This window comes from Tenacibaculum sp. MEBiC06402, from assembly GCF_049239625.1.
Lineage (GTDB): Bacteria > Bacteroidota > Bacteroidia > Flavobacteriales > Flavobacteriaceae > Polaribacter.
In genome coordinates this window covers 132,914-157,115 of the sequence record NZ_JBMKKT010000086.1, presented here as the reverse complement: position 1 = coordinate 157,115, position 24,202 = coordinate 132,914, and the positions used below count along the sequence as shown (strand labels likewise).

Below are 24,202 nucleotides of genomic sequence, written 5' to 3'. Positions count from 1 at the left end.
TGACTACTTATCAAAAATAGCATCTAAATCAATCTCTTCGTCAAACTTTTTCTTACTATAAATTGTGTTTACTTTTTGAGTGTAGCTGTTAAAAACTAATAAAATCTTATCAACTTGCTCATTTACTTGATTGGGTTGAATAGCTGGTATTAAAGTCATATCCTTCAAACGAAGCGCTTCGTTCCGTAAAACATTATATCTCGCTTTTAAAGAATTAATTTTTAAATCTTCATTTTTTAGACTATCTCTAAGTACAGTAATGTATTCATTTAGTTCGACAGCCATGTTTAAAGCTTCATTCGGACTCGTATTGTTAAATTGCTTTAGATAATTGTTCAAATTGTCATATTCCTTCCAATCTTTTATCTTGCTTTTAGATAAACTAGAAAGTGAGTCAATTCCAACATGTTTTACTCTAACTTGCATTTCAGTTTTTTTAGGAACAGAATCAGTATTTTGAATTGTTTTTTTACAGTTCAAAAGAAAAAGCGAAAAAATGGAAATAAGAAAAAATTGTCGAATCATAAACTATGTAATACCTCGCAAAAATACATCTTTTCTATACTTAGTTCCTAAACATTAAGTTAAAGGTTAAAAATCAGTTAGTTGAACTGTGTTTTTGATAATAGTTAAAAAATAACAAAACAATTTTGCGAATTCTTAAAATTATTAACTTTGCGGCAGTCTGAAAATATATTATTACAAATGACAGGAACAATTTTAATACTTGGAGCTTGCGGGCAAATTGGTACAGAATTAACTCAGAGTTTAAGAGAAATTCATGGGAACGATAAAGTTATTGCTTCAGATATAAGATATGGAGAAGATTCATTTGTGAAAGAAGGCCCTTTTGAAATTATAGATGCTACTGATAGAAATAAGATTCTTGATGTTATTAAAAACTATAACGTATCTCAAGTTTACTTAATGGCCGCAATGTTATCAGCTACTGCTGAGAAATATCCACAAAAGGCATGGGAACTGAACATGAACTCCTTGTTACTAATTTTAGAATTAGCAAAAGAAAAATATATAGAAACGGTTTATTGGCCAAGTTCAATTGCAGTTTTCGGACCTGCTTCACCTAAAATAAATACTCCACAGGAAACGATTATGAATCCAACTACAGTTTATGGAATGAGTAAACTTGCTGGAGAACACTGGTGTAATTATTATCACCAAAAGTTTGGAGTGGATGTCAGGAGTTTACGTTATCCTGGTATTATCAGTTGGAAAACAAAACCAGGTGGTGGAACAACAGATTATGCAGTCGATATCTATTTTAGAGCTGTTGAAGAAGGAAAGTATGAATGTTTTTTATCAGAAAACACGATGCTTCCAATGATGTATATGAAAGATGCCATTCATGCAACTATTAATATTATGGAAGCCGATTCGGATGATATTAAGATTAGAACTTCATATAATTTAGCAGCAATTAGTTTCACGCCAGAACAAATTACAGCTGAAATAAAAAAGCATATCAAGGATTTCGAAGTAAGTTATAAACCTGATTTTAGACAGGATATTGCTAATAGTTGGCCTCAAATAATTGATGATTCTAAAGCTAGGCAAGATTGGAGTTGGTCGCATGAATTTGATTTAGAGTCAATGACGAAGGAAATGTTAAAGAATATTCAATCGAGCATGGTTAACATGTAATTTCGTTTGTAAGTTTTTATATTCTTATTCGTCTTAAAAGCTGTGAAATGTAAAGTCAATATGAAAGAAATTATTGAAAACAGTTTAGAGAAGGGAATCTCTTATACTGAATATAGAAGTTTAGTAAGTAATTTATTAAAAGACCAAAAATCTACAGGGCCGAATCAATCAGAAGCCTTATATAACTATAGTTTATTGAATGATAGAAGAATGAAACGTTTAGATAAAACATCTAAATTAAGTAATGATACTATTGAAAAGGTAAAAAAAATAGCTAAACCTCAAACTTGGTTGGTCTTAACTGAAGGATGGTGTGGAGATGCTGCGCAAAATTTACCAGTTTTAAGTAAAATGGCCGATGAAAATGAGAACGTAGATTTAAAATTGGTTTTAAGAGATGAAAATCTTGAGTTAATGGATGCTTTCTTAACAAATGGTGGAAGATCAATACCAAAGTTAATTGCTCTCGATGAAAATAAAGATATACTCTTTACTTGGGGGCCGAGACCGTCAATAGCGACTAAAATGATTTCAGATTATAAAGAGGAGCATGGAGTGGTTGACGCGAAAATTAAAGAAGACTTACAAAAGTGGTATAATAAAGATAAAGGGATAAACGTACAAGAAGATGTAATCTCTTTATTGTCTAATTAAATTTAATTAAAGGTTATTTTAGTAAAAACCATCTAGTAATGAACTAGGTGGTTTTTGTTTATCTATATTTGTCGAATGGTAGTAGAGTTTCAAAAATTATCTGATGATGCTAAAGTTTGGATTTATCCGGCTAGCAGAAAGTTTTATGCTCAAGAATTAGAGCCTCTGAAAGAAAAAATTTCTTCTTTTCTTTCTTCATGGAGTGAAACTATTGAAGGAGATATTTCCTATCAATTATTGTATGACAGATTTATAATTTTCGGTGTTGAAGACGAAGTGAAAATTACAAATCAACATCTTGATGAGCAAGTTTCTTTCATTCTTAAGTTACAATTACAATACGAAGTTGAATTACTGGATAAAATGAATGTTTGTTTTAAACAAGGGGAATTTGTTCAATATAAAGATGTAAAAGAATTTAAAAAACTACTTAAGAATAGATCAGTAAACGCAAATACAATTGTTTTTGATAACCTTGTTCAAACTAAGTACGACTTAGAACATTTCTGGGAAGTGCCAATTACCGATAGTTGGTATAATCGATTTTTGTAATTTGTTGAAGGATAAGTACTTTACGTTTTTTTACAAAAGAGGTAAGAGAATGTCATTTTTTTCCTAAGTAAAAACTCTATTTTTAAGGAAAATTTTTATTTATGAAAAAAACTATACTCCCATTATTAATTATATCAACTTCATTATTTAGTTTAAATGCACAGGATGTCGCCTTTAAACAACGATTATCTTCTGATAAGACTACCGTTAGAGGTAATATTACTGTTATATCTAATAATATTTTAAATAGAGAAGACACTAATTTTACATCAAATGACGCTTATTCTGGTGACGGTGCCAACGGACAACTTAATATGCAATATATTGATGTTGACAATGATGATACTACATTTTCATCGTCTAGTGCAACTTTAAACTTGCCTAGTTGTTCTAAAGTTGTTTATGCAGGATTGTATTGGTCAGCTATTTATCCTTATGAAACTTGGGAAGGTGAAGAGTCGCGATCAGGAAATTACTCTAATATTAAATTTAAATTACCCGGACAAGATTACGTAAACATCTCAAGTGATGAAATCATTTATGATAACGGAATAACTACTCAAAAACCATATGTTTGTTATAAAGACATGACCTCTGAATTAACTTCTTTATCGGATCCAAATGGTGATTATTACGCAGCAAATATTAGAGCTACGGTTGGTCAAGATAGTAACAATGGTTTAGGAGGAACTGCTGGTTGGGTTCTGGTACTTGTTTATGAAAACTCTAATGAAACTGAAAAACATATATCACTATTTGACGGATTCTCTACAATTGATGGAGCAAGTGATGGAAATGTTGTTTTCTCAGGTGTAAATGCAATTCCTACAGGTAAGGTAAAAGTAAAGGCTCTAGTAGCTGCTTTAGATGGAGATCAATCAATTTCAGGAGATAGTTTTCAAATTAAAAACACGAATGGTGTTTATTTGAATATTTCAAACGCAATTAATGCGGAAAACAATTTATTCAATGGTACTATATCACAATTTAATGATCACGTGACAACTAGAGTTCCAGCGAGTACAAATACACTTGGTTTCGATGTTGATTTATTTGAAGTTTTTAATACTGATAACTCAATCGTATCGAATGATCAAAATACAATAGAAGTGAGATTTACAACTGGAGGGGATGTGTACTGGCCATTTTTAAGTGCCATTACTGTGGAACAAGCGGAAGCGACTCCTTTAAACGTTAATAATATAAATGTCGTTTCTTCAGGAAATGTTGCGAGTGGTAAAATTGAGATTGATGCAACTGGTGGATTTACCGGATATCAATATAGTATAAATGGAACTGAATATAAGGATTCAGATAGTTTTAGAGATTTGTCCGAAGGAACTTATTCAATTACAGTAAAAGATGCTAATGGGTGTGTTTCTGAGTCGGTTGATGTGGTTATTGATAAAATTGATATCGATAATTCAGTGAGTCAGATTTCTGAAACTTTAGAAGCTTCTTTTAAAACGGCAAACTCATATCAATGGATTGATGTTGATACTAATGAAAGGATTACTGGAGCAACTCAAGTAACTTTTGCACCGACAAAATCTGGGAATTATCAGGTAGAAATGGAAATTACACAAACGGCTACGAAAGTTGTTGGTAAAACAACTGTAAATAAAAGCAATACTCAGATAGTTCTATCACCAGTTGTAGCGTTTAATTCAGGTGTATTAAGTGTGAATGATTTAGAAGGAAAGATTATTAAAGCGCATCCGAATCCAGCATCTGACAAATTAATTTTATCATCAGAGTTAATTGGTAAACAATTCAAAATTTATTCAATTCTTGGTAAGGAAGTTCAGTCAGATAAATTTTTCTCTGATGAAATTTATATCAATAAGTTAGCAAAAGGAGTTTATATCCTTAAAGTTGAAGGATATCAAGCGATAAAATTTTTAAAAAAATAAATAAGAATTCTCTTATTTTAACTACCTAAAGTGCATTTAATAACTAAATGCACTTTTTTATTGTCATAACAAGAATGTAACAAAAATTAATTTTTTCGTCCTATAATAAAAAAGTTATGGGAGGAGGATATGGTAGTATTCAACCAGTTTTGAATAACAATAAAAATTTATTAAGAGAAAGAGATTACCTCAATGGAGTTTCGTCGTCTTCAACAGATGTTAAATTAGAATTTGATAAAGTATCAGAAGAGAAACTACATCAAATTAAGGAATCAATTCAAATTAGATCAAAAAAAGAACGAATAAAGTCCAGATTAAAATCGACGATTTTATTTATAATTTGTTTGTTTATTTCTATTTATTTGGTTGTTGAAGTTTTTGCTGGTTGGATTCCACTATGATTTTAACTTCTCAATAAAGCCATCAATACTTTGCGCATTATCAACGGAAAATTCACCAATCTTTGTTCTGCGCAATACAGATAAATGTCCTCCAGAATTTAAAGCTGCTCCAAAGTCGTTGGCTAATGAGCGAATGTAAGTTCCTTTACTACAAACAACTCGAAATTCTACATTTGGTAAATCAATATTGGTTATTTCGAATTCTCTAATTTCAATTTCTCTAGATTTGATTTCAGTAGTTTTTCCCTGTCTAGCCAGTTCGTACAAACGTTTACCGTCTTTTTTAATAGCAGAGAAAATTGGTGGTTTTTGTTGAATTTTTCCAATGAATTGTTCTGTAGTTTTATGAATTAATTCATCGGTAATATGGTCTGTAGGAAAGGTCTCATTAATTTCAGTTTCCAAGTCATAACTCGGTGTTGTTGACCCTAAAACAATAGTTCCTGTATATTCCTTAATTTGACCTTGGTAGGTTTCAATGTTTTTAGTTTGCTTTCCAGTACAAATAATTAATAATCCAGTAGCCAAAGGATCTAAAGTTCCTGCATGGCCAACCTTAATTTTTTTAATATCGAATTGCTTACGAATGTGCCAACGAAGTTTATTTACCACCTGAAAAGAAGTCCATTCAAGAGGTTTGTCGATAAGTAAAATCTTACCGGTTTTAAAATCTTCAACAGTATTCATAATTAATTCAATAGAGAGTAAATAATTGCGATAGCTCCAACAACAGCACAGTAAACTGAGAAATATGAAAGTTTACTTCTTTTTACTAAGGCAATCATCCATTGACAAGCTAATAACCCAGCAACAAATGCCGCAATAAAACCAGCTGACATCGGAATTATTTCTGATGATTTAAAACTAATATCACCGCCTAATAGATCTTTAGCAATTTTTCCAAAGATTAACGGAACAACCATTAAAAACGAAAATTTTGCAGCTTTGGTTCTATCAATTCCCAATAATACAGAAGTAGAAATGGTCGCTCCAGAACGAGAAATCCCAGGCAACATTGCAATAGCTTGCGATATACCAATGACTAATGAATTGTTAAAAGAAACATTTTTGTCTGTGTTTTTTGCTCTATCAGCGAGTAATAATAATAGCGCTGTAATCAATAACATAAAACCAACAAATAAGATTTTACCGCCGAATAAGGATTCTAGTTGATCTTCAAAAAATAAACCAACAATAACAGCTGGAATCATAGATATTACAATTTTTAATGAAAATTGAGATTCTTCATTCCATTTAAATTGAAATAATCCTTTTAAGATTTCACCAACTTCTTTCCTGAAAATAACTAAAGTACTTAAAGCGGTTGCAAAGTGTAAAACCACTGTGAATGTTAAACTTTCCTCAGGAACAGAGGTGTCTCCTAAAATTGCTTTTGCTAATTCTAAATGTCCACTCGATGATACAGGCAAAAACTCTGTTAATCCCTGAATAATACCAAGGATAATTGCTTCTATAATGTCCATGTTTATTTTTTAGGATTTGCTAAAATAGCGTAGATTTCAATTCCTAATCCAATAATTACTAAAGTAGGAGCTAAACGAATTCTTCTCCAACTATAAATATCAGGATTAAAAACATTTGGATCATCACTTCCTCCACCTGCCATTAAGATAAATCCTAAAGCGATAACAGCTAAGCCAATAAGCATTAACATGTAATTTCTTTTACCGAATAAAAATTCTGGTTCATTTGAATTTTTATTTTTATTCATAGTTTAATAATATAATTCGTTGGTTTGTAAGTTTAAGAATCTTTGTGTGGCAAAAAACGTGCTAACCCAAGTAATAATTAATGAACTAATTATGATTCCTGCAGACAAATATACTAAAGATAAATAGTCTTTGGTTAATTCTAAAGAAGGGATGTATTTATTGATGTAATAAATTACAAAACCTAAAAATATCAAAGCAATTAGTGCGCCAATTAATCCAAGCTTTATGCTTTGCCAAATAAATGGTTTACGGATAAAATTTTTGGTGGCTCCAACCATTTGCATGGTTTTAATATTAAATCGTTTTGAGTAAATCGATAATCTAATCGAACTATTGATTAATATGATAGAAACGACAACAAAGAATCCGCTTAACACCAACAGCCAAAAACTAATTCGCTGTATGTTTTTTGTGAGTTGTTCTACTAAAGGTTTATCATAAGAAACATCAATCACGTAAGCATTTTTCAAAAACTTTTGTTGCAACTCTTGCATTTGTTCAGGAGTTACATAATCTGCATTTAAATGTAAGTCGATTCCGTTTTTAAGTGGATTACTTCCCAAAAAGTCTAGAAAATCCTCACCTAAATCTTTACTATACGTTTTTGCAGCTTCTTCTTTCGATATAAAGTATAAGTCTTTCGTAAAAGATTCTTTAATTAAAGATTCTCTAAAACTATCTATTTGCTCTTTTGTTACTTCGTCTTTTAAGAATAAAGACATTACAACTTCTTCCTTAAAATGATTAGCAACTTTAGTCGATTTTAATAAAATCAAACCTAAAATTCCTATCATGAATAAAACAATAGCAATACTAATTATAACCGAAGCATAAGAGGAACGCAATCGTCTTTTTTGAAAAGAATCATAAGAATTCGTCATGTACTTGAGTTTTGTGTGGCAATATAATCAATTATCAATTATTCGTTGTTAATTAAGATTTATTTAGGGTTTCAATCTAAAATAATTATTATAAACTGAGTGGAGCGGAAGCTCCGCAAAAAATATGATTTCGACTTCGCTCAATCACCATATTCAGAAACAAATATATTGTTAGCTGAGCGGAGTCGAAGCTAGAACTTATTTCAAAAGTTAGTTTTACATAACTCAATTAGCATTATTCTTTAATATCTTGGCAAAGTTCTATTAAAACTCCGTTTGTAGTTTTTGGATGTAAGAAAGCAACCAATTTATTATCGGCTCCTTTTTTAGGAACTTCATTTAAAACAGTAAACCCCTCTTCTTTAAGTCGTTTTATTTCACTTTCAATATCCTCTACGGCAAAAGCAATATGATGAATTCCTTCTCCTTTTTTTTCTATGAATTTGGCAATAGGACTATCAGGTTTTGTAGCTTCTAAAAGCTCAATTTTATTTGGTCCCGTTTTAAAAAAAGAAGTTTTCACGCCTTCACTGGCAACTTCTTCAATTTTATAATGTGCTTCTCCAAATAATGAAGCAAATAATGTATTTGATTTTTCAATGCTTTTAACAGCAATTCCGATGTGTTCTATTTTGTTCATACTACAAAAATAATGAGTTTTGTTAGAAGTTAGAAGTTAGAAAGGATCTTGTGTTGTCATTCCCGCGCAGGCGGGAATCTCATTACTACACTCTGTCATTGCGAATGAAACAAAGTAGAGTGAAGCAATCTATAGATTCTGAATTTATTAAAGAATCAATTGAGCTTATTTTGAGAGGGGATATGAAGATTACTTCATTTCGTTGCACTATATTCGTAATGACGTTTTACTTGTTGTTTCTAATAAGTAAGGTGGGAATCTCATTACTACATTCCGTCATTGCGAACAAAACAAAGTGGAGTGAAGCAATCTATATACTCAAGATTAAATTAATATTCCTTCTAACCTAAAAAAACAAAAAAATCTTTGTAGTTTTACTCAAAATAATTGCTATCCCTTTTTGCTATGAAACGATTTAAGGGATAATTGTTCAAAATGTAATTTATTAACCATTAAATATTTTCAATTATGAAAACTATGAAGATTATTGCTATTGCATTAATAGCGAGTTCAGTAACATTTATTGCTTGTCAAAAAGATGAAGAACCAGTAACTCAGGAAACAACTATTGAAGTACAAAAGCCAGAACAAGCTATTTCAATGAAAAAAGCAAAAATTCTACAACAAGAGTACATTACTACGAGAGCCAATTTATTAAACAATTTATTAAAAGCGAAAGGGACGATACAAGGAGAAGATGTAAGAGATGTATGGTATGATTTGGAAGTTATTGAACAATACATAGCTTATGTAAAAGCAGAAGCCAAAAAGAAAGGTTATGAAAATTTGGGATTACGAGTTCACTTAGGAGCTTATCCAAACCAAGAAGATTATCAAGACCCAGGAAACACAACTTTTTTCTTTGTGCCAACTTACAAGAATTCATCATCGACTAAAAATTTGGCTTTAAGAAATAGCGATAATATAACAGCTGAAGGTATAGATGCTTTGAATTTTGGTCAGGCAGGTAGACCTCCAAAAGATTTAGAATAGTATGTAGTTTTTAAACTCTAAGTATAATAACGCTTTACATTTTGTAAAGCGTTTTTTGTTATCCCGTTCCGAAGTTTCGGGATATTTCTGAATCTTAATCATAATCCGTCTTCATTGCGAACATAACAAAGTGAAATGAAGCAATCTTTGTGTTCAGAACATGATTCAAGATAAAATTCTGAGATTACTTCATTTTGTTGCACGCCATTCGAAATGACGTTTTAATTGTCATTCCCGCGTAGGCGGGAATCTTAAATAACCTTTTATGAAAACTGAATTTAATATTTCTTTTTTCTATTTAAAAAGATTCTGCATAGGGTGCGGAATGACATTTTTAAAGTCAAAACCAAAGAAAACCCTTAAGCTTAAAAGGGGTTTTTCCTGTGAGTTAGTTTATAACTTATTAAGTTCTTTGATAAACTATTAAAGAGTTTGTTTTGTATAAAAAAAATGCTTGTATTTTTGGATTGAATTAATAACTAAACTTTAACTAAAATGAAAAACACAAAATTAGTATTAGCATGTTTCGGATTAATGGCATTGGCATTCAGCTCTTGTAAATTAGAGGGAGGAAACCAAGAACCTTGTGAAGACTGCGATAAATACAAAGGAGAAAAGCCTAAGACTACTATTAACTACAAACAAGCGATTACACTTCAGAAAGAATACTTAGAAACTCGTTCACGTTTCTTAAACAAGTACTTAAACGAGCAAGGGATTATCGAAGGAGAAGATGTCCGTGAGGTATGGTATGATTTAGAAACCATTAAGCAATACATCTCGTATGTAGAGGCAGAAGCAAAGAAAAAAGGGTATGAAAACTTAGGACTACGCGTATATTTTGGTGCTTATCCAAAAGATAGTAACTACAAAGATGCTGGATATAGTACATCTTTTTTCATTCCTACGTTTAAAAGAAAAAATTCAGGAATGAATTTGGTATATCAAGAGGATGAAAATACAAATATGCATGATGTAGAAGGATTGAATTTTGGAGGAGCAGGAAAACCTCCTCATGATTTAAACTAAAAAATGAATTTTTCAGATATAACTTTATTAATCATTTTTTTTGAGTTTGTTGCTCTGTGTTTTGCAATAAAGTTTTTCGCTAGATACAAGGATTCAAGTGAGAAATATTTTTTATACTTCTTATTGTTTACTTTTTTAATGGAGCTTTACGGAAACTTTTGCGGTTATATACTTAAAAAAAATGTATTTTATATTTATCTGATTTATCTAATAGTTTCCTATCTTTTTTATTTTATTTGGTTTTTGAGAATACTAAAGCTTAAGTATCAAAAGAATATATTAAAGTTGTTGTCAGTAATATTTTTATTTATTTCAATTTATAATATGTTTTTTTTAAGCTGGAAGAATTTTCACTACTCAACATTTGCTACAGGAGCTATAGTTTTAGTGATTATTTCTTTATTCTTCTTTTCGCAATTACTTAATGATAAAAGCGAAATTGATGTAAGGTATAATTTAAAGTTTTGGATTACGACAGGACTATTGTTGTTTCATGTTGGGATGATTCCTCTTAGTATGTTTTCAGAGCAGTTTAATGCAAATGATAACATAAGAGTTATAATTTTGGTAACACTTAATTTGATTTTATATACTTGTTATTCAATAGGATTCTTTTTATGCAAACCGATCAGAGATTAGTTTTTATACTTACTACATTAATTGTTTTTTTAATGGCTTTGGTCATTATTACATTATTTGTAGTTTTTTCTAGAAAAAAAAATCGTTTGCTGCGTGAAAAATCCATAGAAAAAAAACGGTTCGAGAAAGAAATAGCCGAAACGCAAATAGAAATAAGAGAAGAAACCTTAAGAAATATTAGTTGGGAGTTGCACGATAATATCGGGCAACTTCTAACTTTAGCCAAAATACAATTACAAAATGCTTCTCCAGAAAACTTAGGAGAAATCTCAGAAACAATTACAAAAAGTTTAAATGAGATTAGGTCGTTGTCGAAACTTATTAATCCAGAGTTTATAAAAAACATCAAATTCAAAGAGGCATTAGCGCTTGAAATAGAACGTTTTAATCGATTAAAGTTTATTGACGCAACCTTAACAATTACAGGAGAAGAAAAAGAAGTGGATCAAAAGCATGGTATTATTATGTTTAGAATTTTGCAAGAATTCTTTTCAAATACCATAAAGCATGCTAAAGGCTCTAAACTAGATGTTTTCCTACATTTTAAAGACGATGCCTTAGAAATTATAGCTAAAGATAACGGAGTAGGATTTAATGTAAATGAAGTAACTAAAAAAGGAATTGGTCTTCAGAATATTAAAACAAGAGTAGAACTTATTAATGCTGAGGCTAATATAAAATCAGAGCCAAATAAGGGTACTACTTTGAATATTTATTACTACTTTTATGAAGTATAATCTCCTACATAAAGTTAAATTTAATAACCAACTTACCTAACGAAAATGAAATATTCAGTTGTCGTAGTAGATGACCATACTTTATTGTCGCAAGCAATAGAAGGTATGGTAAATACTTTTGATAAATTCAAAGTATTATACACCTGTAAAAACGGAGGAGAAGTACAAGAGAAATTTACAGCTTCCCCCAGAAACATTCCAGATATTGTTTTAGTAGACGTAAATATGCCAGTAATGAATGGTATAGAAACTACTGAGTGGATTGTAGAGAATTACCCGAATGTTAATGTGTTAGCATTATCTGTAGAAGATGCAGACGGAACTATCTTGAAAATGTTAAAAGCAGGAGCTATAGGATACCTGTTAAAAGACACGAAGAAAGAAGTTTTAGAAAAAGCGTTGCTTGAAATTATGGACAATGGTTTTTACCATACCAAAAATGTAACTAATTTACTTTTAGAATCGGTTTCAGGGAAGAAAAGTAAAAATCAAATAGACTTTAAGGAAAATGAACTTAAATTTATGCGTTTGGCTTGTTCTGAATTAACGTATAAGGAAATTGCTGAGAAAATGTTTTTAAGTCCGAAAACAATTGATGGTTATCGCGATAGTTTATTTACAAAACTTGACATCAGAAACAGAGTCGGTTTAGTAATGTATGCCATTAAAAATAAGATATACATGCCTTAATTTTAAATTATAGCAATGAATAAAGTCGCCGTACTATGTAGTCTTTTAAAAGATTGTATAGAAGGCGACTTTTTATTTTTAGTAATCATATCTAAGGATTTCAATCGCTTCTAATTCAATATTTATCGGTAAATTTGCAACATGGAAGAAACGAACAGGCAACGAAAAATTGCGGCATTATTACAAAAAGATTTAGTTGATGTACTTCAACGTGCTGCTCAAAACGGAATGAAAGGAGTAATCATCTCAGTATCTAAAGTATCTGTAACTGCAGATCTTGGAGTTGCTAAGGTGTATTTAAGTGTTTTCCCATCTGACAAAAGAGATGAAATAGTAGAAGGAGTAAAATCAAATACGCCTTTAATTCGTCATGAAATGGCGCAACGAACAAGAAATCAATTACGAAGAATGCCAGAACTGATGTTCTTTGGAGACGACAGTTTAGATTATATCGAAGAAATTGATAAGTCGTTGAAAGGAGAAGATGAAAATCCTATAAAAAATCCAGATATTTTACCTCGTAGACAAAAAAGATAATAATCATCATTTTTATATTGTTATACCTGTAACGCTAATTGAATTTTCCTTTTTACATAGCCAAAAGATATTTAAAATCGAAGAGTAGCACCAACGCTATCAATATCATTACTATCATTGCTATGTTTGGAGTTATTGTAGGTACACTTGCTTTATTTATTATTTTATCTGGTTTTTCAGGTTTACGTACTTTTAGTTATTCTTTGCTAGACTCATCAGACCCAGACATCAAAATATCTCCAGTAAAAGGCAAGACTTACGAGTATTCGAAAAAAGTAGATGAAGAGTTAATTTCAAATACCAATATAGCTTCATTTTCAAAAGTTGTTGAAGAACGAGTTTTTTTGAAGTATAAAGACAAGAATCATATTGCTTTTATAAAAGGAGTCGATACGAATTATACAGAGGTAGTTCCGGTTGATTCATCTCTCGTGGTTGGTGGTTGGATTGATCCTGAATTCAAAAGAACAGCAGTAATTGGAAATGGAATTTCCTATAAACTCTCTCTCAGAATATTTAATATTACTGAACCATTACAAGTATTTGTTCCAAAACCAGGAAAAGGTTTATTGAACGCAAATAATGCTTTTAATTCTATAAATGTGCAAATTGTAGGAGTTTATTCAGGTGCGGAAGATTTTCAGAATAAATATGTATTTACTGAATTAGAAGTCGCTCAGAAATTATTAAACTACGATTCTAACAAGGTTTCAGCTGTTGAAATTAAATTAAGAGATAACAATCGAATTGATGAAGAAGCAGCATTATTGCAAGAGAATTTGGGCGATTCTTTTAAGGTTCAAACGCGAACCGAATTAAATGCTTTGATTTACAAGGTTATTAATACGGAGAATTTTGTTTCCTATTTGATATTCACACTAATTGTAATTATTGCTTTGTTTAATGTGGTGGGTGCGATTATTATGATGATTATCGATAAAAGAAAAAACTTAAAAACATTATTAGATTTAGGAACGACTTTAAAAGAGATCAAACAAATATTCGTGTTTCAAGGTTTTTTATTGTGTTTAACAGGAATGGGTATCGGGTTGTTTCTTGGGGTCGTTTTGGTTCTTATTCAACAGCAATTTGGTTTGTTTATGATTACACAAAATATTCCTTACCCAGTTGAATTTAGATGGACGAACTTATTTATTGTGATGCTAACAATTTCTGTGTTAGGTTTTATAGCTGCGAAAATTGCAAGTTCAAGGATTTCTTATAATTTTGTAAGAAAATAATTGTTATGAAATTTATTAAATACGTATCAGTAGTTGTAATTGCTTTTATCTTCTCATGTAAATCTACCTATAATAACAGAGGGATAAAACAATTCGAGAACAATCCATTCAAAGTCTTGGATAGTGTAGAACAAATCAATAGAGCAACCAATTTTACAATTAATCCTGTTGAGGACTGGGAGCTTAGAGGAGAAACTGGTTCTAAATACTACAAACCTAGTAGCCTTGATGAGCAAGATCAGATATTATCTTTAACAATTTATAAGAACATAGTTAAAGAGGATTTTAAAAGACAAGCTAGTATAGAAGATTATCTTGACTATCATATTCAGATGAAAAAAAGATGGTATCCTAAGGAGTTTAAATATAAGCTTTTAAAAGCCAACCATAAGCTTTATGGAGAAGTCTATGTTGTTAACTTTATTCATCGATATAATTTAAATAGTCAGGTCGAGAATTCGTTATTTTTAATTGTTCATAAGAATAATGGTTATACACTCGAGTATAAGGCTAAATCAGAAGAATTTTATAAAAGATTATCGGAGGTTGAAAAAATGGTTAATTCTTTCAGGGTTCTAGATTAATCGTAGTTATAAAAATAAACCTCAACAGAAATTGTTGAGGTTTTATGTTTTTTTTGATTGATACATGTTTCTTTTTAGGGATCTCTATACGGGAAGGCGAGATTTACTTTATGTTTCATTTATCAACTAAAAGTCTAATTAATTCTATTGAACTTGGGATTAATATAATTAACTAACTCTTGCAAGATACATACAAAAGGCATTCCAAAGTTTAAAAATTAGATGTCTAATAGTCAGTTTTTCGGTAAATTGTTGAAATCTTTCGATAAATTGAAAACTAACCAATTTCTGGTATTCTTGTATTACCGAATTTGGCTTCAATTTCATCAAATGCCTTAAAAACATCGTTTGGGTCATCGGAGGTAACCAACTTTAATCGGTATTCTTTAAAATGAGGAATTCCCTTAAAATAATTGGTGTAATGTCTTCTGGTTTCTACTACTCCTAAATGTTCTCCTTTCCAATCAATAGACATTTGTAAATGACGACGAGCCACATCTACACGTTCTGCAATAGTAGGTTTAGGTAAATGCTCTCCAGTTTTAAAGAAATGTTTTACTTCATTAAAAAACCAAGGATAACCAATAGAAGCTCTACCTATCATTGCGCCATCTAAACCATATTTATCACGCATTTCCATGGCTTTTTCTGGTGAATCTACATCGCCATTTCCAAAAACAGGAATATGCATTCTAGGATTGTTTTTTACATCTGCAATAGGTTTCCAATCTGCACTTCCTTTATACATCTGTGCACGAGTTCTACCGTGAATTGAAATTGCTTTAATTCCAACATCTTGTAAACGTTCAGCAACTTCTACAATTCTAATAGAATCATGATCCCAACCTAAACGCGTTTTAACGGTAATTGGTAAATCAGTGTGTTTTACCATTGCTTCTGTAAGCTTTACCATCAAATCAATATCTTTTAAAATTCCCGCACCAGCTCCTTTAGAAACTACTTTTTTTACAGGGCATCCAAAATTAATATCAATAATATCTGGTTTTGTTTTTTCTACGATTTCAACAGAGCGTAGCATAGAATCCATATTGGCACCAAAAATTTGAATTCCAACCGGACGTTCCTTTTCGTAAATATCTAATTTAATAACGCTTTTGGCAGCATCACGAATTAATCCTTCCGAAGAAATAAACTCAGTATATACTACATCTGCGCCATTCTCCTTGCATAAAGCTCTGAAAGGAGGGTCACTAACATCTTCCATTGGGGCTAACAACAATGGAAAATCTGGAAGTTCTATGTTATCTATCTTTACCATAATTCAAAATCGCTGCAAAATTACAGTTTTTTTAAAAAACGTTTTTATAAGTTTGGTAATAACTTCAAATTAAAGCATTTTGGACATTCCTTTTGAACCAATTGTGTTCGGTTATAAACTCAATATTCATTTAATTCTAGAATATTTGGCGTTCTTTTTAGGATATCGATATTATGTTTATTTGAAAAAAAGGAACACTGACGTAATTACTTCTTCAAATAGATTATATATCATTTTAGGAGCGGCAATTGGAGCGTTATTAGGATCAAGAATAGTTGGGATATTAGAGCATCCAAATGCAATTACTACCCAATCTTTAATGTATGTGTTAAATTCTAAAACAATTATGGGAGGATTGTTTGGAGGTTTATTAGGAGTTGAAATTGCTAAAAAAATTATAGGAGAAAAACATTCCTCGGGAGACTTATTTACATTGCCAATTGTAGTTGGAATTTTTATAGGAAGACTTGGATGTTTTTTGACGGGAGTTAATGAATTTACCTATGGAAAAGAAACTTCTTTTTTTATGGGAATGGATTTAGGTGATAGTGTTTTGCGTCATCCAATTGCATTATATGAATTATTGTTCTTAATACTTTTATTTTTCTTTTTGAAGTGGTTTAGCAAAAGAAATCAAGAAAGCGGGGATGTTTTTAAATGTTTTATGTTAACATATTTTGGTTTTAGATTTTTTATGGAGTTTTTAAAACCAAATCAGTTTTTTGTTTTTGGACTAAGTACAATTCAAATATTATGCATAACTTGTTGGTTATACTACTATATATTTATTTTAAAAGCTGTGAAATATGCCCGTTAGAAAATATACTTATTACGATTTTACGTTGAGTTTATGTCCTGAATGTTTAAAGCGGGTGGATGCCAAAATTGTTTTTGAAAATGATAATGTTTACATGTTAAAACGTTGTCCTGAGCATGGAAATTCTAAGGTGTTAATTGCAGACGATATAGAATATTATAAAAATATCAGAAATTATAATAAACCTTCTGAAACACCATATACATTTAATACCAAAACCCATTATGGTTGTCCTTACGATTGTGGTTTGTGTCCAGATCACGAACAACATTCATGCTTAACAGTTTTAGAAGTCACAGATCGGTGTAATTTAACTTGTCCTACTTGTTATGCAGGTTCTTCTCCAACTTATGGAAGGCATAGAACTTTAGATGAGGTAAAGAAAATGTTGGATGCCGTAGTAAAGAATGAAAAAGAACCAGATGTAGTTCAGATTAGTGGAGGAGAACCAACCATTCATCCGCAGTTTTTTGAAATTCTAGATTATGCAAAAACACTTCCAATTAGGCATTTGATGCTTAATACTAACGGAATTAAAATTGCAAAGGACAAAGAGTTTGTAAGAAGATTGAAATCATATACTCCAGATTTTGAAATTTACTTACAATTTGATTCGTTTGAAGATGAAGTGTTAAAAACAATGCGTGGCGCACATTTATCTGAAATTAGAGAACAAGCTATTGCCAATTTAAACGAAGTAAATTTATCCACAACATTGGTAGTTACTTTACAAAAAGGATTGAATGATGATGAAATAGGAAAGATTATTGATTATGCGTTGAAACAAAAATGTGTAAGAGGAGTTACGTTTCAACCAACTCAAATTGCTGGTAGATTAGAGAATTTTAATACTGAAACTGATCGATTAACACTTACTGAGGTAAGAAGAAAAATATTAGAACAAGCGCCAATTTTTAATTCAGATGATTTAATTCCGGTACCATGTAATCCAGATGCTTTGGTAATGGGATATGCGTTAAAATTAGATGGAGAAGTATTTCCGTTAACTCGATATGTAAATCCAGCTGATTTATTAGATAATAGCAAAAACACTATAGTTTACGAACAAGATGAGCAGCTGCATGGTAAAATGATTGAGTTGTTTAGTACTGGAAATTCTGTTGAAGTAGCTGAAGAGAATTTAAAATCAATCATGTGTTGTTTACCAAATATTGACGCACCTAATTTAGGTTACGATAACCTATTTAGAATTATCATAATGCAATTTATTGACGCTTATAATTTTGATGTCAGAGCAATCAAAAAATCATGTGTACATATTGTAGATAAGGATTATAAAATTATTCCTTTTGAAACGATGAATTTGTTGTACAGAGATGATAAAAAAGAACAACTAGAGAAACTAAAAACACTATAATTATGATTCCATTAGAGGCTGATTATTCCGGAATTTTCGTAATCATATTTGTTATCCTTTTACTTCCACCAATTGTGTTAGCAGCGATTGGGTTTGCAATTCGAAAAAAATATAAAGATGCGGCTACTGTTTTTTACATTTTAGCGGTTTTATATTTAATTGTAGGATTAGGAGTGTGCTTTGGAGGATTTTAGAAGAATTAATTATTTAGTTTTTGCGCATTTACTATCAGAAAACAAGTAATTATTGCAGTATTTTTCTCTTGAATCAAAAAGATGAATAGGTTTTGAAAAAGTACAATTGGGCAATTTTAGGTTGTGGTTGGATAGCAGAAATTTTTGCTGGAGATTTAAAACTGCTTAACAATGCTGTTCTGTATGCTGCGGCTTCAAGAGATTTATCCAAAGCAAAATCTTTTGCAGATAAATTTGGATTTCAAAGAGCTTATGGAAGCTATATTGAAATGCTTGAAGACGATAATGTAGATATTGTTTACATAGCAACTCCACATACTTTCCATTGTAAACATACATTACTTTCATTACAAAAAAAGAAGGCGGTATTATGTGAAAAAGCCTTTGCAATAAATCAAAAGGAAGTTGAGTTAATGATTAATACTTCTAAAAAGCACAATACTTTTTTAATGGAAGCCTTTTGGACTCGATTAGTTCCTACGTTTAAAAAAATCTTATCGATTATAAATTCAAAAGAGTTGGGAGAACTTAAAATAGTTCAGTCCGATTTTATGTTCTATGCTCCTTTTGATGAAAAAAGTAGATTATATAATTTAGATTTGGGTGGTGGCGCTTTATTAGACATTGGAATTTATCCCGTTTTTACGGCTCTTGAAACATTAGGAAAACCTGAAAACATCATCGCGAACGTGATTAAAAGTCCAACAGGATCCGACCAACATATCGATATAATTTTTGAATATAAAAATGATAAAAGAGCATACTTAAGAGCAGGTTTTATGAATGATGCTCCGAATTATTCAGTTTTTCATTTTGAGAAAGGAACCGTTCAAATTTCAAGAGAAATGAATTGCCCGATTATTATAAAAACTGAAGAAGGAATTCAGGAATTAAAGGAAGATGATGGGGCAGGATATGGATACTATTTTGAAGCTGCTCATGTAATGGAATGTATAGATAAAGGTGTTATCGAAAGTCCGATTTTGAGTAACGATTTTAGTTTGAGATTAATAGAAACTTTAGATGAAATAAGAGCAAAAATAAATGTAGTTTACCCTAATCATGATTAGAATAAACTACACTTTTAAATCAGGGATTACTGATTAAAATACTCTTACAATATTAAACCCAAAGGCGATGTCTCCAACAGCATTGCTAATGTAACCTGGCTCATTAGTAGATTGAGCATTGGTGAATAATAATTGAAACACATGACCTCCAGTTTCTATATCAACTCCAAAGGTGTACGGATTATAATATATTGAGTTTTCATGTCTATTAAAATTATGTACATATTCTGCATTAAAACTAACTCTTTTACTTAGTTTAAAACGTCCTCCAATTCCCATCGCAAACTGATTATGATTTGATTCAAAAGTTTCCTCTAAAATTTGTAGATTTTCTCTAACATATGTTGGGGCAATTTCTAATGAGAAGTTTTTTGAAAAACGTCGCGATGCTAATAATTGTAAAGCATAGCTGAAGCGATCTTCATCTTTTAAGCGATAATTAGAAAAGCGACTATTATTTAATTCTGTATTAATATTTATAGTACCATAGGCAGTTAAATTCAATGGAAACGAATTTGATTGTCTTTCTAGTCGTAGTTTGCTCGAGAAAGCAACTGTTTTCTCAAAAGATTCACGACTAACACTAAATTGTAATCCATCAAAAAAGGAATATAATAGCTCAATTTTTGTGTTTGCTAGATCAAGGCCTAAAAAAGTATCTAATCCATCTTTTAAAGGCCCAAATCTATGCGAAACAATTAAGAATAAATCCCCTTTATCGGCAACTTTTGTTGATTGTAAATTACCGATTTTAAGTGTTTTAAATGCCGGCAGTTCAAAATTAGACGCACCGTTATTGTTATTTTTAGCAGAGTCTTTATCTGTTTTAACATAATCATCAAGCTCATTTAATAAATCTTCTTGTCCATTTACAAAATGATAAGACAGTGAAAAAACAAAATAAAATACTAGGGTTAGTTTCTTATAATACATTGGTTTAGTTTTAGTTCGTTTAATAAGTCATCATAGCCAACAATAATTCCTTTGATTTTAACTTTCTGTTGTTCTTTTAATTGTTGTCTTGTTTCTGGTTTTGCAAACTGACAGAAAATAGCTTTGTCAATTATAATTCCTTCACTGTTAATTGAAGTAATAACGCCTGTGATTTGAACAGCTTTATTATTTAATTGTGAATCTTCTGCTGATAACAGTGTTAGTAATTCTCCGGATGAACCCTCAAACGCAGTGTTTATTTCTTCCGTAGTTTTAGCTTCTTTAAAAATTTGATTATAACCAAGAATTCCAATCACCAGAAGTAAAGAGAAGATTATTAGTTTCTTATTTTTTTTCAGTGAATTCATAATTTAGATTGATAGTTACTTCACGTGCAATCTTGCGTCGTATTAAACTAGGAATTTCAATGTTAAAATCACTCGGAAGAACAACTAAAGTTGACGTTAAACTGACTTTATCACCCTCTTTTGAAATAGTTCCTTTCGTTACAATTTCTTTATCAATTCCTCTTATGTTTAAAGTGCCTTTAATGACTACTTCTTTCGAGTTTTCTAAATCACTAACGGTTATATTTTCAATATTTCCTCTAAATGTAGCTTTTGGAAATTCAGCAGAATCCATAAAATTTTCATTGAAGTGTTCTTGCATTAAAGCTAGACGAAATTTAAACGCACTAATGAATAATTGTGCAGCTATCTTTCCATCATTTGTGATTATCGCACTAGTGCTATTATTTGTTGCTTGAACTGGTTCAAAAGCTTTCACTGAAGCCTTGAATTCAGTAGACCCCGTTCTTGTAAAGTATTTTTGAGCAAAAATTGATTGCGATATAAAGAGTAAAATAACAAGTAGTCTCATAGTAAAGTTTCTTTTTTTATAGTTTAGCATTAGTTTTCAAGAAAACCATCTGCTTTCCACTGATCAATAATGCTTCTTGTTGAACTAGGTAATTGTCCTGAAGGAGGCATTGGGTTTGATGAGCTATTAATTCGTCCAATTAAATTTCCATTTTCAGCCTGACTTCTTACTTGATTATAGGTGTTTAATAAAACCCCAGCAGGAGGATTCGAACCAGTATGGCATCCACTAACAGCACAGCTATTATTTATGATGTTTTTTACATCTTTTTCGTATGTAATTTTTTGTGTAGGATCAATAACTACAGGATCATCATTTGAAACTTCAGATGAAGAACAGCTTACTGCTAAAATACTAGCAAGTACAAGAGTTGTTAGATTACGTGTTTTCATGGTTTAATTTTTATAGGTTATTAACGGTTAAATCAAAAGATTTATTCCAAATGTTGATTAAAAACGTTTTTATTCTTAAAAAACAAAACAGGTTTTTAGAAATATCATCTTTTTAAGAGCCCAGCATATGTTGCTTTAGTTTAAATGAATTTGAACAATAAATTAAAATTAACGTCCCCCTTAAACTGTGTTTTCAATCCAAAAAACAAAACAGATATGCTGAGTCTTAGAGGTCAACTTTAAATATATGTGACACTCTGGAATGATGATCTTAAATATTTTTATAATGTATGTTATCTAATTTTTTGTAAAACATCAATTTGTAATTGAATACAGTGACAAATGTATTAGAGCGTTGGAGTTTTAGCATTATAAAATAGGGTTAAAGGGAACTTTTTTAGGTTGAAAAGGAAAAAAACAGGTTGAATAATTAGCCGTTTTTAAAGATTTCAATAAAAAAAGAAATAACGTATTCAAATTGATTTTAAGTTAAACTAGGAGTAAAACTTTTATTTGCTAGAGAAGATGCAATTAGCGTATCTTTGCAAGTCATTAAGAAGGAATAAAGAACGAATGAAGAACATTAGAAATTTTTGTATTATCGCCCATATTGATCATGGAAAGAGTACGCTTGCTGATAGATTATTAGATTTTACGCAAACAGTGACAGAGCGTGAAAAACAAGATCAATTATTGGATAATATGGATTTGGAGCGTGAGCGCGGAATTACCATTAAATCACACGCAATTCAAATGGAATATGTTCATAATGGTGAACCATATATCTTGAATTTAATTGATACTCCAGGTCACGTTGATTTTTCTTATGAAGTTTCTCGTTCGATTGCTGCTTGTGAAGGAGCTCTTTTAATTGTAGATGCTGCTCAAAGTATTCAAGCACAAACAATTTCTAATTTATATCTAGCTTTAGAAAACGATTTGGAAATTATTCCTGTATTAAATAAGGTTGACTTGCCTTCTGCAAATCCAGAGGAAGTTACCGATGATATTGTAGATTTATTAGGATGTGATCCTGAAGATGTAATTCCTGCCAGTGGAAAAACTGGTTTTGGAGTTGATAATATTCTGGAAGCTATTATTGATAGAATTCCTGCTCCAAAAGGAAATCCAGACGCTCCTTTAAAAGCATTAATTTTTGATAGTGTTTATAATTCATACAGAGGAATTGAAACTTACTTTAGAATTATAGATGGTTCTATTAAAAAGAATCAGAAGATTAAGTTCATGGCAACCGGGAATGATTATTTTGCTGATGAGGTTGGAACTTTAAAATTAAAACAAGAGCCAAAGAAAGAAATTAAAACTGGTGATGTTGGGTATTTAATTACTGGTATTAAAACCGCTAAAGAAGTAAAAGTAGGTGATACTATTACTGATTTTGAAAATCCAACTACCGATCATATTGAAGGTTTTGAAGATGTAAAACCAATGGTATTCGCAGGAATTTATCCTGTTGACACAGAAGATTATGAAGAGTTAAGAGCTTCTATGGAGAAGTTACAATTGAATGATGCTTCTCTAGTATTTCAACCAGAAAGTTCTGCTGCTTTAGGTTTTGGTTTTCGTTGTGGATTCCTAGGGATGTTACACATGGAAATTATTCAGGAGCGTTTAGAACGTGAGTTTAACATGACAGTTATTACTACGGTTCCTAACGTATCTTACCATGCATATACTAAAAAAGAACCGGACGAAATTATCATTGTAAATAATCCATCAGATTTACCTGATCCGTCAAAATTAGATAGAGTAGAGGAGCCGTTTATTAAAGCTTCTATTATTACAAAATCAGATTTCGTTGGACAAGTGATGAGTCTGTGTATTGAAAAGCGTGGACAAATTATTAACCAAACATATTTAACTCCTGAAAGAGTTGAGCTAATTTTTGAAATGCCATTAGCTGAAATTGTATTTGATTTCTATGATAGATTAAAAACAGTTTCTAAAGGATATGCGTCGTTTGATTATCATCCAATCGGAATGAAGAAGTCAAAACTTGTTCGTGTAGATATGTTATTAAACGGTCAATCAGTTGATGCACTTTCATCATTATTACACGATAGTAATGCATATTCTATTGGTAAAAGAATTTGTGAAAAATTAAAAGAATTAATTCCTCGTCAGCAATTCGATATTCCAATTCAAGCTGCAATTGGAGCAAAGATTATTGCTCGTGAAACGGTAAAAGCTTTACGTAAAGATGTAACGGCAAAATGTTACGGAGGAGATATTTCTCGTAAGCGTAAACTTTTAGAAAAACAGAAGAAAGGAAAGAAGAGAATGCGTCAGGTTGGAAACGTAGAAATTCCACAACAGGCATTTATGGCAGTATTGAAATTGAACGATTAGGCAC

At 30.8% G+C, this 24,202-nt stretch carries 28 protein-coding genes; 17 read left to right on the top strand and 11 right to left on the bottom strand.

Translation table 11 applies throughout. The annotated features are described in order from the left end of the window. Nucleotides 1–3: 3 nt before the first annotated feature. Nucleotides 4–426: a hypothetical protein gene (locus ACOSP6_RS04705; protein ID WP_422094099.1), complete on the bottom strand. Its 423-nt coding sequence runs from the start codon at nucleotides 424–426 to the stop codon at nucleotides 4–6. 279 nt (nucleotides 427–705) lie between these two features. Here ACOSP6_RS04705 and ACOSP6_RS04700 point away from each other — a divergent pair, with 279 nt between their 5' ends. From ACOSP6_RS04700 to ACOSP6_RS04680, 5 genes are all read left to right on the top strand, one after another. Further along, complete coding sequence (locus ACOSP6_RS04700) at nucleotides 706–1,662, top strand: NAD-dependent epimerase/dehydratase family protein (protein WP_422094100.1); 957 nt, start codon at nucleotides 706–708, stop codon at nucleotides 1,660–1,662. A gap of 60 nt (nucleotides 1,663–1,722) precedes the next feature. Then, nucleotides 1,723–2,316, top strand: a complete 594-nt coding sequence (locus ACOSP6_RS04695; RefSeq protein WP_422094101.1) for a thioredoxin family protein — start codon at nucleotides 1,723–1,725, stop codon at nucleotides 2,314–2,316. 75 nt (nucleotides 2,317–2,391) lie between these two features. Next, nucleotides 2,392–2,868: an ABC transporter ATPase gene (locus ACOSP6_RS04690; protein ID WP_422094102.1), complete on the top strand. Its 477-nt coding sequence runs from the start codon at nucleotides 2,392–2,394 to the stop codon at nucleotides 2,866–2,868. A gap of 101 nt (nucleotides 2,869–2,969) precedes the next feature. Then, nucleotides 2,970–4,781, top strand: a complete 1,812-nt coding sequence (locus ACOSP6_RS04685) for a T9SS type A sorting domain-containing protein (protein ID WP_422094103.1) — start codon at nucleotides 2,970–2,972, stop codon at nucleotides 4,779–4,781. A gap of 116 nt (nucleotides 4,782–4,897) precedes the next feature. Further along, a complete protein-coding gene (locus ACOSP6_RS04680; RefSeq protein ID WP_422094104.1) occupies nucleotides 4,898–5,182 on the top strand; it encodes a hypothetical protein in 285 nt (94 codons plus the stop codon). Here the strand turns inward: ACOSP6_RS04680 and truB are convergent. The 5 genes from truB to mce form a co-directional block, all read right to left on the bottom strand. Then, entirely contained in the window at nucleotides 5,177–5,869 is a 693-nt protein-coding gene (gene truB / locus ACOSP6_RS04675) for a tRNA pseudouridine(55) synthase TruB (protein ID WP_422094105.1), read from the bottom strand. The genes ACOSP6_RS04680 and truB overlap by 6 nt on opposite strands. Before the next feature lie 2 nt (nucleotides 5,870–5,871). After that, complete coding sequence (locus tag ACOSP6_RS04670; RefSeq protein WP_422094106.1) at nucleotides 5,872–6,666, bottom strand: undecaprenyl-diphosphate phosphatase; 795 nt, start codon at nucleotides 6,664–6,666, stop codon at nucleotides 5,872–5,874. Nucleotides 6,667–6,668: 2 nt separating this feature from the next. Next, the gene (locus ACOSP6_RS04665) at nucleotides 6,669–6,914 is read right to left on the bottom strand and encodes a DUF3098 domain-containing protein (RefSeq protein ID WP_422094107.1); all 246 of its coding nucleotides are present in this window, start codon (nucleotides 6,912–6,914) and stop codon (nucleotides 6,669–6,671) included. A gap of 3 nt (nucleotides 6,915–6,917) precedes the next feature. Next, complete coding sequence (locus ACOSP6_RS04660; RefSeq protein WP_422094108.1) at nucleotides 6,918–7,796, bottom strand: cell division protein FtsX; 879 nt, start codon at nucleotides 7,794–7,796, stop codon at nucleotides 6,918–6,920. A gap of 235 nt (nucleotides 7,797–8,031) precedes the next feature. After that, nucleotides 8,032–8,436, bottom strand: a complete 405-nt coding sequence (gene mce / locus ACOSP6_RS04655) for a methylmalonyl-CoA epimerase (protein ID WP_422094109.1) — start codon at nucleotides 8,434–8,436, stop codon at nucleotides 8,032–8,034. Nucleotides 8,437–8,904: 468 nt separating this feature from the next. Here mce and ACOSP6_RS04650 point away from each other — a divergent pair, with 468 nt between their 5' ends. The 7 genes from ACOSP6_RS04650 (at nucleotide 8,905) to ACOSP6_RS04620 (ending at nucleotide 14,886) form a co-directional block, all read left to right on the top strand. After that, entirely contained in the window at nucleotides 8,905–9,429 is a 525-nt protein-coding gene (locus ACOSP6_RS04650; protein ID WP_422095700.1) for a hypothetical protein, read from the top strand. Between the two features lie 495 nt (nucleotides 9,430–9,924). Continuing rightward, the gene (locus ACOSP6_RS04645) at nucleotides 9,925–10,458 is read left to right on the top strand and encodes a hypothetical protein (RefSeq protein ID WP_422094111.1); all 534 of its coding nucleotides are present in this window, start codon (nucleotides 9,925–9,927) and stop codon (nucleotides 10,456–10,458) included. A gap of 617 nt (nucleotides 10,459–11,075) precedes the next feature. Further along, nucleotides 11,076–11,834: a sensor histidine kinase gene (locus ACOSP6_RS04640; protein WP_422094112.1), complete on the top strand. Its 759-nt coding sequence runs from the start codon at nucleotides 11,076–11,078 to the stop codon at nucleotides 11,832–11,834. 45 nt (nucleotides 11,835–11,879) lie between these two features. Then, nucleotides 11,880–12,524 (top strand): response regulator transcription factor, encoded by a 645-nt coding sequence (locus tag ACOSP6_RS04635; RefSeq protein ID WP_422094113.1) that lies wholly within the window; start codon nucleotides 11,880–11,882, stop codon nucleotides 12,522–12,524. 141 nt (nucleotides 12,525–12,665) lie between these two features. Then, nucleotides 12,666–13,061 carry a 30S ribosome-binding factor RbfA gene (gene rbfA / locus ACOSP6_RS04630; RefSeq protein ID WP_422094114.1) on the top strand — a complete coding sequence of 132 codons (396 nt, stop codon included), beginning with the start codon at nucleotides 12,666–12,668 and terminating at the stop codon, nucleotides 13,059–13,061. Nucleotides 13,062–13,183: 122 nt separating this feature from the next. After that, nucleotides 13,184–14,302, top strand: a complete 1,119-nt coding sequence (locus ACOSP6_RS04625) for an ABC transporter permease (RefSeq protein WP_422094115.1) — start codon at nucleotides 13,184–13,186, stop codon at nucleotides 14,300–14,302. A gap of 5 nt (nucleotides 14,303–14,307) precedes the next feature. After that, nucleotides 14,308–14,886, top strand: coding sequence for a hypothetical protein (locus tag ACOSP6_RS04620; RefSeq protein WP_422094116.1), 579 nt, complete (start codon nucleotides 14,308–14,310; stop codon nucleotides 14,884–14,886). Between the two features lie 277 nt (nucleotides 14,887–15,163). Here ACOSP6_RS04620 and dusB read toward each other — a convergent pair whose 3' ends face one another. After that, nucleotides 15,164–16,165, bottom strand: coding sequence for a tRNA dihydrouridine synthase DusB (gene dusB / locus ACOSP6_RS04615; RefSeq protein ID WP_422094117.1), 1,002 nt, complete (start codon nucleotides 16,163–16,165; stop codon nucleotides 15,164–15,166). A 79-nt stretch (nucleotides 16,166–16,244) separates the two neighbouring features. Here dusB and ACOSP6_RS04610 point away from each other — a divergent pair, with 79 nt between their 5' ends. The 4 genes from ACOSP6_RS04610 to ACOSP6_RS04595 all read left to right on the top strand — a co-directional run bounded on the left by ACOSP6_RS04610 (nucleotide 16,245) and on the right by ACOSP6_RS04595 (nucleotide 19,624). Beyond that, complete coding sequence (locus ACOSP6_RS04610; RefSeq protein WP_422094118.1) at nucleotides 16,245–16,982, top strand: prolipoprotein diacylglyceryl transferase; 738 nt, start codon at nucleotides 16,245–16,247, stop codon at nucleotides 16,980–16,982. Next, on the top strand, nucleotides 16,972–18,360 hold the full coding sequence (locus ACOSP6_RS04605; RefSeq protein WP_422094119.1) for a radical SAM protein: 1,389 nt from the start codon (nucleotides 16,972–16,974) through the stop codon (nucleotides 18,358–18,360). The genes ACOSP6_RS04610 and ACOSP6_RS04605 overlap by 11 nt, the downstream gene beginning before the upstream one ends. A gap of 2 nt (nucleotides 18,361–18,362) precedes the next feature. Beyond that, complete coding sequence (locus ACOSP6_RS04600; protein WP_422094120.1) at nucleotides 18,363–18,554, top strand: hypothetical protein; 192 nt, start codon at nucleotides 18,363–18,365, stop codon at nucleotides 18,552–18,554. A 92-nt stretch (nucleotides 18,555–18,646) separates the two neighbouring features. Continuing rightward, a complete protein-coding gene (locus ACOSP6_RS04595) occupies nucleotides 18,647–19,624 on the top strand; it encodes a Gfo/Idh/MocA family protein (protein WP_422094121.1) in 978 nt (325 codons plus the stop codon). A 33-nt stretch (nucleotides 19,625–19,657) separates the two neighbouring features. On the opposite strand, the gene ACOSP6_RS04590 is transcribed toward ACOSP6_RS04595, so the two are convergent. From ACOSP6_RS04590 to ACOSP6_RS04575, 4 genes are read right to left on the bottom strand one after another with little or no spacing between them, the layout of a single operon-like run. Continuing rightward, a complete protein-coding gene (locus ACOSP6_RS04590) occupies nucleotides 19,658–20,557 on the bottom strand; it encodes a DUF5777 family beta-barrel protein (RefSeq protein WP_422094122.1) in 900 nt (299 codons plus the stop codon). Further along, nucleotides 20,539–20,925 carry a hypothetical protein gene (locus ACOSP6_RS04585; protein ID WP_422094123.1) on the bottom strand — a complete coding sequence of 129 codons (387 nt, stop codon included), beginning with the start codon at nucleotides 20,923–20,925 and terminating at the stop codon, nucleotides 20,539–20,541. Before ACOSP6_RS04585 ends, ACOSP6_RS04590 begins: the two co-directional genes overlap by 19 nt. Then, the gene (locus ACOSP6_RS04580) at nucleotides 20,903–21,436 is read right to left on the bottom strand and encodes a YceI family protein (protein ID WP_422094124.1); all 534 of its coding nucleotides are present in this window, start codon (nucleotides 21,434–21,436) and stop codon (nucleotides 20,903–20,905) included. Before ACOSP6_RS04580 ends, ACOSP6_RS04585 begins: the two co-directional genes overlap by 23 nt. Before the next feature lie 29 nt (nucleotides 21,437–21,465). Further along, a complete protein-coding gene (locus ACOSP6_RS04575) occupies nucleotides 21,466–21,828 on the bottom strand; it encodes a hypothetical protein (RefSeq protein ID WP_422094125.1) in 363 nt (120 codons plus the stop codon). Nucleotides 21,829–22,401: 573 nt separating this feature from the next. Here ACOSP6_RS04575 and lepA point away from each other — a divergent pair. Then, nucleotides 22,402–24,198: a translation elongation factor 4 gene (gene lepA, locus ACOSP6_RS04570; RefSeq protein ID WP_422094126.1), complete on the top strand. Its 1,797-nt coding sequence runs from the start codon at nucleotides 22,402–22,404 to the stop codon at nucleotides 24,196–24,198. Nucleotides 24,199–24,202: the final 4 nt, after the last annotated feature.